Source organism: Actinoallomurus vinaceus (assembly GCF_039542055.1).
Taxonomy (GTDB): Bacteria; Actinomycetota; Actinomycetes; order Streptosporangiales; family Streptosporangiaceae; genus Actinoallomurus; species Actinoallomurus vinaceus.
The window spans coordinates 55376-67463 of record NZ_BAABHK010000010.1 but is presented as its reverse complement, the minus strand read 5'-3'; the positions used below and the strand labels follow the sequence as shown (position 1 = coordinate 67463).

The following is a 12088-nucleotide window of genomic DNA, read 5'->3' as shown; positions in this document are numbered from 1 at the left end:
GCGGTGCCTGTCCGCCGTCGCTCACGTCACAGTGCTCGCACGACGCGTACGCCGGGGCGGGGGCGCGGATCTCGCCCGTCCGACGTCGTCATCCGGCCGCGCTTGTGCCACTCCGTAGGTAGGCGAGCACCGCCAGGACTCTGCGGTGCGTGTCCTCCGCCGGGGGCAGGTCGAGCTTGGTGAGGATGCTGCCGACGTGCTTGCCGACGGTCGCCTCGGAGACGACGAGGATCCGGGCGATGGCGGTGTTCGAGTGGCCCTCGGCGATGAGACCGAGCACCTCCCGCTCGCGCGCCGACAGCCGCGACAGCGGATCGCGCTGCCGGCGCAGCAACTGGCGCACGACCTGCGGATCGACCACGGTCCCGCCGTCCGTCACCCGTCGCAGCGCGCCGACGAACTCCTCGACGTCGACCACCCGGTCCTTGAGGAGATAACCCACCTTCCGGCCGTCCGCCGAGTCGAGCAGGTCCGACGCGTAGCTGAGCTCGACGTACTGACTCAGCGCCACCACGGCCAGGCCCGGGTCGGCGCGGCGCAGCGCGACGGCGGCGCGCAGACCCTCGTCGCTGAACCCGGGAGGCATCCGGATGTCGGTCACCACCAGATCCGGGCGGTGCTCGGCCACGGCGGCCATGAGCGCGTCCCCGTCGCCGACCGTGGCCACGACCTCGAAGCCGAACCGGTCGAGCAGCCCGGCCAGCCCCTCCCGCAGCAGAACGCCGTCCTCGGCGAGGACCACCCGGATCGCTACCGCTGGTTGCATGGAAGCTCCACCTGAACGACGGTCGGCCCGCCCACCGGGCTCGACAGGAGCATTCTGCCGTCGATCACGGCCACCCGGTCCGCCAGGCCCGTGAGCCCGGTCCCCGCGTTCGGGTCGGCTCCGCCGTCTCCGTTGTCGCGGATCTCCACGGTGAGCAGGCCGGCCTCCCGGCGTACGGTGACGACCGCCTCCGAAGCGCCGCTGTGCTTGGCGACGTTGGTGAGCGCCTCCGAGACAACGAAATAGGCGGTCCCCTCGACATGAGCCGGCAGGCGGTCCGGCAGCTCGGCGTCCACCGTCACCGGGATGGGAGACCGGTCCGCGATCTCGCGCAGCGCGGCGGCCAGCCCCCGGTCCGTGAGCACCCGCGGATGGATGCCGCGGATCAGTTCCCGCAGCTCCGTCATCAGCCGTTTGGCCTCTTCGTGGGCATCGGCCACGCTCCGGGCGGCGGGGGAATCGGGCGGTACGTCCAGGCGGGCCAGGCCGAGCTGCAGGGTGAGGCTCAGGAGACGCTGCTGCGCGCCGTCGTGCAGATCGCGTTCGATGCGCCGCCGCTCCGCCTCGAACGCGTCGACCAGCCGGGCGCGCGACCGCGACACCTCGACGAGCTCGGCGCGCAGCCGCTCGTCGGGCCCATGCCGCAGCAGCGAACGCGCCACGGCCGCGTGGGCGCCGGCGACCACCGCGAGCACGTACGGGACGGCGGGGAGCAGCACCAGACCCGCGAGCGCGTACGGGAGGGCCTGCCACGGGCCGTCGACGCTGGTGAACCCGAGCGCCACGGTGCCGTCGCGCGCCAGCAGCGGACTGACGAGGAACGCGCCGACCACCAGCGCGAACAGCAGCAGAGCCAGGGACAACACCGGGGCGACCGCGATGAACAGGCAGAGGTAGCCCAGCTCGCGCCAGGTCGCCGCCTCGGCGTACCGGGTCCGCAGCCACGACCACGGGCCGCGGACCGTACGGTGCCCGGACGCCACGGGCCGGACGTCCACGAGGCGCAGCCGGCGGCGTTCCAGCTCGGCCAGCGGAACGGCGACCAGCGGGCCGGCGCCGGCGACGAGCACCACGCCGAGGAGGGCGAACAGCGCGACCGCGAGCGGCGCCGGATGGGCGTCCGCCACCCGCCGCACCGCGACCACCCACGGCAGGACGAGCACGCCCACCGGCACGGCGGCGGCGGTCAACGGCAGGGTCGCCGTCAGCAGGTACGCCAGGCATCGCCACGGCCAGCCGCCGATCAGGAAACGACGCCGGAGCATCGCCTCGAACGCGGTGCGGGGCGCAGGGGACACGGACGTACGGTAACTGCGCCTCGGCACTGATGGGGTCTGGCCCTACCTGGATCCGGTGGCCCGCCGTGATGTCCGGGGCACGGGCCGGGTGGTTCCGTGGCCACGGAAATGATCGATCGACGGAAGGCTCGTTACGTGGTCACGGCACACCGGAGGGGAGTGGCGGCGTTCCTGCTGATCGCGTTCGGTGTCACGTGGGCGTATCTGTTCACCGCCCGGCTCGCGCTGGGACTGTCCCTCGTGAATCCGCTCGTGCAGCTCCCGATGGGCTTCACCCCCGCGATCGCCGCGGTGATCGTACGACGCCGGGTGACGCGGGAGGGGTTCGCCGACGCGGGCCTCACGGGTCTGATCTGAGCGGTCTGGCATTACCCGCTGGCGTTCGTCGGCTACATCCGCTTCGGCCACCTCGCCGTCGGCGTTGCCGTCTGGACGGTGTCCTTCGTCTTCCAGGAGGTCCTGCTCGCCTGGCTCTGGTCGCGCAGCGGCGGCAACCGCGGCTGGTGATCGGAGTCGTGCTGGCCAACATCAGCCTGTGGCGGGGCCGCTACGCGGCCCCGCCGAACTCACGAAACATCGAGGCCAACCTCAGTGACCTCGCCCTAGCCAGTTACGGGTCGCAAGAGCATGGGCAGGTTAATGGTGTCGGCCATTGCCTGGTACCCAGCGTCGTTAGGGTGCAGGTGGTCGTTGCTGTCGTAGGCGGGGTTGAGCAGCTGCGGGTTGCTTGGATCGGCGGTCGCCTTGGCGAAGTCGATGACACCGTCGAAGGCTCCGCTATGGAGGATCCAGTTATTCACTGTCTCGCGTGTCTGTTCTTTTTCGGGTGACCAGTAGCCCGTCGCGATCTCCCAATCTCCCTTGAACGGGGTGAGGGTGCCGCCAAAGATCTTCAAGTGGGCTGCGTGCGCCCGGGCGATGAGTTGCTGATAGGCCGCGATCAGCTGGTTGGCCTGGGCGTCTGCGGCGCCTATGTCGTTGATTCCTTCGAGCAGGATGACGTCCTTTGCGCCGGTCCGGTCCACTACGTCCCGGTCGAACCGGTTCAATGCTGAGACGCCATAGGAGCTCGTGTCCTGCAGAACCTGGTTTCCGCTGATGCCCTCGTCGGCCACGCTCAAGGTGACGCCCTTACGAGCGTTCAGCCGGCGCGCCAGATCGTTGGGCCACCGCTTGTTCGCGTTGACCGTGGACGCGGCGCCGTCGGTGATGGAGTCGCCAAGTGCGACCACCGTGCCCTGGTTCGGCGGGCCGGCCATCACGTCAACGCTGTCCACGAACAACCACGACGAGGTCGGGGCGTATGCCGCCGTGGTGGTATCTCCGGCATGATCGGTTCCCTGTGTGATGTACGAGGTCTCCCGTGAGTCGCTGTGCCCGGTCCGCTCGGTGGCTTGCGGTACGTAGACGCTAACTGCGAGGTCCGTCAGCGCGGGGACGGTCAGGCTGACTGGGTCGCTGAGGGCTTCAGCGCCCTGGGGGATCGTGGTCGTCCGCGAACCGGCAAAGGTCAGCGGCACGTTAGGGCCGTGGATGTTGCCATCAGCGCCGGAAACGCCGATGTATGCGTCGCCGATTTTCAGTGGCTGGTTGCCGAACGTGTTCGTGAGGCGGACGCGGACGGAGTGGCCGCCGACCGCGGCGAACACGATGTTACGGATTGTCCCGGTGTAGTTGTTGTTGCCCATGTCCTGTGGGCTGGCGCCCCACGTGGCAACCCACCGAGCCGCGCCCGGGCCCGGCGTGTGCTGGAGCTGCTGACGCGGGTCGGCGGACGCGACGCCGGGCGGCACCGCAATGCCACTAATTAGCAGGAGCGCCCCGGCTATCGGCAGCCAAAGGCGCCGCGGGCGAGGGGTAGGGAACTTCATATTCCTTTCCTTTCATTGAGGCGCAGAAATGCACTGGCCGGTGTCACTCGGCGACGATGAAACCGGGCTGTGCGGGGAAGCCAGGAGAGGTCCAGGCAATGCTGGTCCCGTGCCGGGCCGCTGCCCGGCGGCGGCCGCCCGGTACGGGCTGCCGCAGTGTCATGCCCGAGCCGGGGGCGATGCAGGTGGAGGCGAACGCGCAACAGGGCGTATTCGGTTGAGTAAATATTTGCGATAGCCCGGCACGGTGTTATCCACGCAGTTGTAGTAACCGGGGACCGCCCCCGCGGTCCGGGTCAGTTGTTGGAGCGGCCCTGGTTGTAGGAGGAGCCGATGCTGCTCAGCACGCTCTGCGGGCTGGCCGAGCCGTTGATCAGCTTTTGGGTGTCGGTCACGAGCACGTCGTAGAAGCCGGGGACCGGCCAGTCCGGGTAGAAGCTGAGCCTGTTGCCGGTGGCCAGCGTCTGGAAGTCGCTGATCAGCTTCTTGTTCAGCGGGTCGGTGACGCCGCTGGTGTCGGCCGCGACCGGAACGCCGCCGTTGTTGGCGAGTAGGTTCTGGATGCCCTTCTTCATCGTGATGTCGATGAAGTCATAGGCGAGGTTCTTGTTCTTGGTGTTCTTCGGGATCACCCACATGTTGCCGCTGGATCCGGTGGTCAGATTGGTTCCGGGCCACAGGAAGCTGTCCCACTGGAAGTTCTTGATCTCCTTCTCGAACCGGCCGTACCACCAGGTGCCGGAGAAGAACATCGGATACTTGCCGGACATGAAGGCGGTGCCGGCGTCCTCGGCCTTGACGCCCGAGGAGGCCTTGCTGATGTAGCCCTTCTTCACCCAGTCGGCGAACGTCGTCGCCCCGTACGTCCACGCGGCGTCCTGGAAGTCCACTTTGCCGGTGTAGCGCTGGTATTTGTCCACCCATGTCCTGTCGGCCTTGGTCAGCGCGAGCTGGTAGAGGTACTGCTGCGCCGGGTACTCCTGGCCGGCGTTGGCCAGCGGCGTGAGCCCCTTCTTGACGAAGGTGTCCATCGCGGCGGTGAACTCGTCGAACGTCGTCGGCACCTTGATGCCGTACTTGGCGAACATCGCCTTGTTGTAGTAGACCCTTTCGTACTCGGCGTAGTTCGGGACGCCGTACCAGCGATCGCCGCCCATCACACCCTTGGCGTCGTACTTGGCGGTCTCGGCCAGGTTCGGGCCGAGCAGCTTGTCCCAGCCGCGCTTGCTCACCTCCGACGTCATGTCGGTGAGCAGGCCCTGCTTGGCGACCAGACCGGCCGTCGCATTGCCCTTGCTGTACTCCAGGATGTCCGGCGCGTCCTTGGAGTTGAGAAGCATCGGCGCGGTCTTCTGGATCTGCTCGAAGCCCTTCTCCTCGAACTTCACCTTGACGCCCGGGTGGCTGCTTTCGAACTCCTTGATCGCCTGGTTCCAGGCGACGCCCATCGCGCTGTCCGCACTCTCGAAGTGCCACAACTTGAGCACCTTGGACGAGGATCCGGATCCGCCGCCGCACGCGGCGGTAAGGGCGAGCATCCCCACGGCCAGCGCCGAGAGGGCCTTCGTCGGTTCGAACATTCGGTTCTCCTTCAGGGGGCGAGTCTCGTCGGAGTGCTTCAACGGCGCAGGATGCGCGAGAGCCGGCAGAAGGCGGCTGTGTGGAAAGGTGCGGTCCCCCGATGTGCCGTGAGCGTCGGCGGTCACGGCGGTCAGGTTGCGGTTTCCAGGCGCAGCAGGCGCGCGGACGGCCCCGGAGCGGCCGGCGTCACGGTGAGCCGCCCGGTACGGGCATCCCATCGAGGCCGCCAGTCGGCCATGGTCGTCGGATACTCCGGATGGATGGACAGCTGACAATCCCTCAACTGCGGCAGATCCAGGTGGATGTCGGCGGGTTCACCGCCACGCCACCAGATCGCCAGGCGGCGGGTGCCGCCGGTACGCAAGCCCAGCGAGATGACCTCGTCTGACCACCCGGGCAACCCCGAGGGCCAGAAGGGCTCGGCGGCGGCGAGTTCATCGCGGATCCGCTTGTAGACCGCCACCGCGTGCTGCACGAGGTCGCGCTCGTGCGGGTTCATATGATCGAGGCGGCCGGACAGGTAGAGCCGGCCCACCAGTCCGTTGATCATCGTGAAGGCGATGGTCTCGTCCGGCATGCCCGGTTGCGGGTAGGCCCAGTTGCCGGCCTGTTCTGGCGCGATCGCGGCGGGTGCGGCCGCCGCGATCGCCGCGTAGAGCCGGAGGTCCTGCTGGTCGGACGTGGACTGCAGTTGCAGGCGGGACAGCATCGCGTAGTCGGCCCGCATCGCGCCGGCCGCGCAGTTCTCGAAGATCACATCGGGGTGCCGGTCGAGAAGTGCGTCGAGCCATCGGAGATGCGCCCGGTTGTGCGCGAGCAGCCCCTCGCCGGGTTGCAACGCCGCGTGGTCGGTTCCCGCGCCGGGCGTGACGTTGTAGTCGAGTTTGAAGTACGCGACGCCGTAGTCGCCCACGAGGCGGTCGACTGTAGCGTCCAGGTGAGCGCGGGCCGCGGGATGGCGCAGGTCGAGCAGGTACCGGCCGTGCTCGACGACGCGCTGCCCGCTGCGGCTCAGAAACGCCTCGTCCGGCAGTTTCGCCGCGATCGGGCTGCGTACCCCGATCACCTCCGGCTCCAGCCACAGCCCGGGACGCATCCCGCCCCGCCGGATGTGCGCCAGCACAGCGCGCAGCCCGCCATCGGGAAACCGTGTGGTCGACGGCTGCCACGCCCCCACGCTGTCCCACCACTGGCCGCTGTCGTCGTACCACCCCGCGTCGATGCAGAAGTACTCCGCGCCGGCGCTCGCGGCGGCATCGATTAGCGGCCGCAGACGAGCACTCGTCGGATCGCCCATCAGGGTGTTCATGTAGTCGTTGAAGATGACCGGCAGCGCCGCGTCGGCCGGATGGGGCCGGCGTATGGCGCGTCGCTGCGCCGTCAGGGCGGCCAGCGCCCCCTGGTATCCCTGGTCGGACACGGAAACCGAGACGGGTACGGTCGTGAACCGGGCACCGGGCGACAGGCGGGTGCTCCACTGGTGGTCGCCGTCGTTGGGTCCGGACAGGATGAGCGCGAAGGCGTTCGCGTCACTGCGCCGGCTGTCCACCTCCCACCGCCACGCCCCATTGTGCTCGATCTGCCAGGCCCACGCCCGTCCGGTCCGCTGATTGACCAGCACACCGGTCGGCAGGTACTCGCCCGAAGACCAGGTGCTCCGGCTGACCGTGATCAGCGCACCCCGTCCGTCATGGTCGTGCAGTTCACTGTTGATGTCGGCCAGTCCGTCGCGCCCGTGTAGGGGGATGGTCGCCCACCTGCCCTCGGCACACCAGTCCGCGCGCGCCCGCATGAGGGCCAGGTCGGCCGGGTCCTCGCCCGCCTCGAGCAATGCGCCTGAGGCGAAGGACGAGACCATCTGCAGGATCCGCGGCTCGGTTCCGTGGTTGCCGACCTCCGTCCAGGTCCGCACAGCGGACATCCCAGCCCTGCTGCGGAAGACCGAGACCGCTTCCAGCCCGGTCACCGTGTCACGCTGCCGTACGCGCAGCTCCCGCCACGGGCCGTCGGCCCGCTCTTCCGAGCCGGCGTACCGCAGCCGCGAGCCGACCGCAGTGTCGCTGAACCGGGTGTTCGACAGGGCCCGCCCTTCGCCCAGGACCAACAGTTCAACGAGGGGCTGCCGGCGGACCGGAGGATCGACGTCGGGGCCGTCCGCCGCGCCGCGCAGGGCGGCCAGCCGTACCGGTGCGTCCTCCGGCACCTCCAGGACCAGCCGCAGGCTGCCGGGAGACCATCGGATGAGCTTGCTCGTCATGACGTCCTTCCGGCCGGGGTCGGGCCGACCGCCGACACCGAATGAGTCGCCTGAGTGAAAACGTTTATCAGGCGGTTACCGTAACCGACCAGCAATGATGTCGTGATAACGCTTTCATAACGCCCATGGCGAATCGACACCTGAAGTCAGGCGGACACAGCGCGCGACCGGCCGGGAACTCGGTAGAGAACGGCGGACTACGGGTGGGGTGGCGCCGTGCTGCCGCGGACCACCAGTTTCAGACTCGACGAGGGAGCCCGGTACGCTCCGCCGCCCAGTCGTCCGAGCAGGAAGCCGACCGCCATCCGGCCCAGCTCCGCGAAGTCCTGGCCCATCGTCGTCAGCGACGGCGTCCACATCTCCGCCAGCGGGTGATCGTCGAAGCCGACCACGCTGACATCCTCGGGTACCCGCAGACCCTCGGCCTGGAGACCCTTGATCACGCCGAAGGCGATCTCGTCGTTGCCGCACAACACCGCGGTCACATCGCGTCGCCGAGCCAGACTCACACCCGCCTGGTAGCCCGACCGGGCCGTCCAGTCGCTCATCAGCGGCTCCGGCACCGGCGCCCCGGCCGCCTCCAGCGCTTCACGCCAACCCAGCGTCCGCCCGCTCGGGCGCCCCGATCCCGGTACCGCCACGTGGTGGACGGTGCGGTGGCCCAGCCCGAGGAGATAGTTGGTGGCGTCCCGGCCACCCGAGCGGTCGTCGAACAACGCCCGCGGCACCCGCCGCCCCTCTGACCCGGATGACACCGCCGACACCGGCAGCGACTTCGGCAGAATCGTGAGCGCGCGACTGCCCCTGATGTCGAATTCCAGCACGATCGCCCCGGCCAACGGCTGCCCCAGCGCGAGATCCACCGCCGCCTCGATGGACTCCTCGGCGTCGGTGTCCAGGACGGTGATCGCCACGACGAGCCCCACCGCCCGGGCGGCCTCCTCGATGCCCCGGATGGTCTCGGCGTACCCATACCGCGTGGTGTCAGCGGTCAGGACGCTGACGATCGAGCGTCGGCCGGTGACCAGAGCCTGCGCGGCGGCGTTCGGCCGATACCCCAGCTCTTCGATCGCACGCAACACCTGTCGGCGCTTGTCCGCGCTGACCGGCGCCGAACCACTGAGCACCCGTGACACCGTCGGCACGGACACACCCGCCGCCCTCGCCACGTCGGCGAGAACCGGCGGCCGCCGAACTGAACGGGTACTCACCTCGGCAAGCGTACAGACCCGCCACCGCCTGACCACACCGCGGTCGGCAGGGGAACAGCGTCAAGCGAACGCCGAGTACGAACCGTGGACGGGCTTGCCGCCGCCGCAGACTTCCCCCCGCCCGGACCACCCATCGCCACCACCCCTGCAAGAAGGCGCCGACAGGCCATAGGCCAGCGAAATCCAGGCAGCCCCGAGGCACGACCGGCCCCTGCTGTGAACGACGAGGACATCGACACCAGCGGCCCTGATCTACCTGTCGCAGCGAGCACGGCAGGCAATCCACAACCGCCCAGATCAGCCCCTCCCTCCAGAAGAGCCACACCCATTCGATAATCGGGCGATGGTACGAGTGGGATCGATCGTGATGGGCGTGTCGGACGTGCAGCGGGCCATGGAGTTCTGGGGCCGGGCGCTGGATTATGTGCCGCGCGAGGAGCCTACGGAGACGTGGGTGGTGCTCACGCCGGCGTCCGGCGATGGCCCGAACATCTCCCTCGGGCTGTCCGAGACGCCGGTGCAGGACCGGCCGCGCGTTCACCTCGACCTGTACACCGCCGACCAGGCCGGCGAGGTCGACCGGCTGGTCGGCCTCGGCGCGTCCCGCGTGGACTGGCAGGACTATCCGGAGGACGCGGACTTCGTCGTGCTCGCGGACACGGAGGGCAACCGCTTCTGCGTGATCGCCCACGGCTGACCAGGTGGGGTGGTGACGCGGCACTTGCGTTTCATAGGAATGCGGCTCTGACCACCTTTACGGATGCGAGGCCATCGATCGGCCGGGTGAAGAACACCCACGCGTCCGTGAGTGCCTCGACGAGGATCAGGCCGCGACCGCCTTCGTCCAGCTCCCCGGCGTCGCGGACCGTGGGGAATGCATCGGGGCGTCTGTCGATCACGTCGAAGACGTACGCGTGCCCGCTGCGCGCGAAACGGACCGCAAACATGCCACCGAGCGGAGTCGCGTGGCGGATCGCGTTGGTCGCGAGTTCGGAGATGACCTCCTCGGCACGCTCCCGGAGATCGGCCCGACCGTGTGCGGTGAGGCACTCGCCCGCGAACTCCCGGGCCGCCTTTGCGGCAGTGGGTTCGGCTTTATAGATCCGTAGCGTTCCGTCGTCGTCGGCCGGTACCCAGGCCGCCGGCGTTACCGTGTCCGGTGCGTCCATTTTTCGCCCCACTTATCGATGGGCTTTCGTGAATAGCAGAAATGATGGCCTGGTTTTGTTACGGTGCGGGTTGCACAGTGAAGAGTGAAAATGCTGGGGGCGGTCATGGTCGGCGTCGAGACGCTGGATCCGCAGTCATCGCTATGGGCTTGGTTGGCCTATGAGCTGCGGAGATATCGCAAGCAGCGGGTGGTCTCCCTCTCCGCTGCAGGAAAGATCGTCAGCGTCAGTGCGGCCCACTTTTCAAACTTCGAGAGCGGTCGCCGTCGCCCGGACCTGAAAAAGCTCAGGGCCCTCGATGAAGCGTGGCAAACGGACGGCACTTTGTCCGGCTGTTCACTTTCGCCCAAGAAGGGCATGATCCAAACTGGTTCCGTGAACACCTTCTGTACGAGGCTCGCGCCTACGCCCTCAGAATCTTTGAGCCGCTCATCATCCCGGGATTGCTGCAGACGGAGGACTATGCACGCGTAGCAATCGCGACGGAGGGGTCTGGCGACCCTGAAGCGGACCTCAAGTTGCGTATGGACCGCCAGCGGATCTTGACGCGGAAGAACCCGCCGCGCTTGCACGTCCTGCTGGACGAGGGGGTGCTCGACCGGCCGGTCGGAGGAGCCAAGGTCATGCGCGAACAGCTCGCGCGCCTTCTCGAAGTATCGGAGCAACCGGACGTGGTCGTGCGTGTTTACCCGCGCTCGGCGGGCTACTACCTCGGGCTGACCGGAGCATTCAAGATCATGAGTTGTGACCCTGAGGGCGACATCGCGTATACGGAGGCGGCGGAGGGTGGCCGGCTCGTGCTGGATGGCCCAGGTGTCCGACGGTTCGTTGTACGGTTCGACGAGATCGGGGCAGATTGTCTGTCCCGTTCGGCGTCCCGCGACCTGATCAAGCGAGTGATGGAGGAGATGCGATGACCGACTGGCGGAAGAGCAGTCGCAGCGACTCCGGCGGCGGACAATGCGTCGAGGTCAAGGTCGGTGGCTGCGAGGAGATCGAGCAGACCTGACCCTCCGCGTACACGGCCCTCGCCGCCCGGCGGGGGCCTTTCGTCTTCGGGGTCGGCGGTCGGGCGGGCCGGAGCGGTGGGGGTAGGGCCAGGCATACCTCGGGTTGGTGTCCTGGGCTGATGTTCCCGGATCCAACGGACGATGAGATCGCCTTATGACGGAGGGACAGACGATCGGGCGGGCGTGGCATGCCGGGCCCGCCGCGCCGGCGGTGGAGTTGCGCGAGGTCAGTAGGGAGTACGGGCGCGGGGACGCGAAGGTCCGGGCGCTCGACGGAGTGAGCATCGGGTTTCCCGCCGGGTCGTGGACGGCCGTGATGGGGCCATCGGGGTCGGGGAAGTCGACCCTGCTGCACTGCGCGGCCGGGCTGGAGAAGGCGAGCGGCGGGCGGGTCCTGCTGAGGGGGCAGGACATCACCTCCGCGCCGGACAGCGCTCTCACCGCCCTGCGACGGCATACCGTCGGGTTCGTCTTCCAGACCTTCAATCTGGTCGGCTCGCTCACCGCGGAGCAGAACGTCGCGCTCCCCCTGAAGCTCGCCCGGCGCACGGTCTCCCGCCAGGCCGTACGCGAGGTGCTGGAGGCCGTCGGCCTGGCGGACCGGCTGCGGCACCGGCCCCGGGAGCTCTCCGGCGGGCAGCAGCAGCGGGTGGCGATCGCGCGGGCGATGGTGACGCGGCCCGCGGTGCTGTTCGCCGACGAGCCGACCGGCGCGCTGGACTCGGCGTCGGCCCGTACGGTGCTCCAGCTGTTGCGGACCATGGTCGACTCGGCCGGGCAGACGATCGTCATGGTCACCCACGATCCCGCCGCGGCGGCGCGGGCGGACGCGGTGGTGTTCCTGTCGGACGGCAGGATCGTCGACCAGGCGTTGCGCCCGTCGGCCCGGGAGGTCGCCGACCGGCTCGCGCGGCTGGAGGGCTGA

The 12088-nt window shown here is 68.7% G+C and carries 12 protein-coding genes and 1 pseudogene; 6 read left to right on the top strand and 7 right to left on the bottom strand.

Annotated features, from left to right (window positions below):
* Nucleotides 1-88 precede the first annotated feature (88 nt).
* Together ABEA24_RS31325 and ABEA24_RS31320 are read right to left on the bottom strand one after the other, a co-directional pair.
* Nucleotides 89-766: a response regulator gene (locus ABEA24_RS31325; RefSeq protein ID WP_345434959.1), complete on the bottom strand. Its 678-nt coding sequence runs from the start codon at nt 764-766 to the stop codon at nt 89-91.
* A complete protein-coding gene (locus ABEA24_RS31320) occupies nt 751-2064 on the bottom strand; it encodes a sensor histidine kinase (protein ID WP_345434957.1) in 1314 nt (437 codons plus the stop codon). The genes ABEA24_RS31325 and ABEA24_RS31320 overlap by 16 nt, the downstream gene beginning before the upstream one ends.
* 135 nt (nt 2065-2199) lie before the next feature.
* Here ABEA24_RS31320 and ABEA24_RS31315 point away from each other — a divergent pair, with 135 nt between their 5' ends.
* Nucleotides 2200-2421: a hypothetical protein gene (locus tag ABEA24_RS31315; RefSeq protein WP_345434955.1), complete on the top strand. Its 222-nt coding sequence runs from the start codon at nt 2200-2202 to the stop codon at nt 2419-2421.
* Between the two features lie 245 nt (nt 2422-2666).
* Here ABEA24_RS31315 and ABEA24_RS31310 read toward each other — a convergent pair whose 3' ends face one another.
* The 4 genes from ABEA24_RS31310 to ABEA24_RS31295 form a co-directional block, all read right to left on the bottom strand.
* Entirely contained in the window at nt 2667-3752 is a 1086-nt protein-coding gene (locus ABEA24_RS31310; protein WP_345434953.1) for an SGNH/GDSL hydrolase family protein, read from the bottom strand.
* A 479-nt stretch (nt 3753-4231) separates the two neighbouring features.
* Nucleotides 4232-5515 (bottom strand): ABC transporter substrate-binding protein, encoded by a 1284-nt coding sequence (locus ABEA24_RS31305; RefSeq protein ID WP_345434951.1) that lies wholly within the window; start codon nt 5513-5515, stop codon nt 4232-4234.
* 131 nt (nt 5516-5646) lie between these two features.
* Nucleotides 5647-7773, bottom strand: coding sequence for a glycoside hydrolase family 36 protein (locus tag ABEA24_RS31300; RefSeq protein ID WP_345434949.1), 2127 nt, complete (start codon nt 7771-7773; stop codon nt 5647-5649).
* A gap of 197 nt (nt 7774-7970) precedes the next feature.
* A complete protein-coding gene (locus tag ABEA24_RS31295) occupies nt 7971-8984 on the bottom strand; it encodes a LacI family DNA-binding transcriptional regulator (RefSeq protein WP_345434947.1) in 1014 nt (337 codons plus the stop codon).
* 343 nt (nt 8985-9327) lie between these two features.
* On the opposite strand from ABEA24_RS31295, the gene ABEA24_RS31290 reads away from it, so the two are divergent.
* A complete protein-coding gene (locus ABEA24_RS31290) occupies nt 9328-9681 on the top strand; it encodes a VOC family protein (RefSeq protein WP_345434945.1) in 354 nt (117 codons plus the stop codon).
* Nucleotides 9682-9712: 31 nt separating this feature from the next.
* On the opposite strand, the gene ABEA24_RS31285 is transcribed toward ABEA24_RS31290, so the two are convergent.
* Entirely contained in the window at nt 9713-10153 is a 441-nt protein-coding gene (locus ABEA24_RS31285; protein WP_345434943.1) for an ATP-binding protein, read from the bottom strand.
* Nucleotides 10154-10243: 90 nt separating this feature from the next.
* Here ABEA24_RS31285 and ABEA24_RS53745 point away from each other — a divergent pair.
* The 4 genes and pseudogenes from ABEA24_RS53745 to ABEA24_RS31270 form a co-directional block, all read left to right on the top strand.
* A pseudogene (locus ABEA24_RS53745) lies at nt 10244-10417 on the top strand (helix-turn-helix domain-containing protein); the annotation flags it as partial.
* A gap of 41 nt (nt 10418-10458) precedes the next feature.
* Nucleotides 10459-11070, top strand: a complete 612-nt coding sequence (locus ABEA24_RS31280) for a DUF5753 domain-containing protein (RefSeq protein ID WP_345434941.1) — start codon at nt 10459-10461, stop codon at nt 11068-11070.
* Entirely contained in the window at nt 11067-11162 is a 96-nt protein-coding gene (locus tag ABEA24_RS31275) for a DUF397 domain-containing protein (RefSeq protein ID WP_345434939.1), read from the top strand. Before ABEA24_RS31280 ends, ABEA24_RS31275 begins: the two co-directional genes overlap by 4 nt.
* Before the next feature lie 155 nt (nt 11163-11317).
* A complete protein-coding gene (locus ABEA24_RS31270) occupies nt 11318-12088 on the top strand; it encodes an ABC transporter ATP-binding protein (protein ID WP_345434937.1) in 771 nt (256 codons plus the stop codon).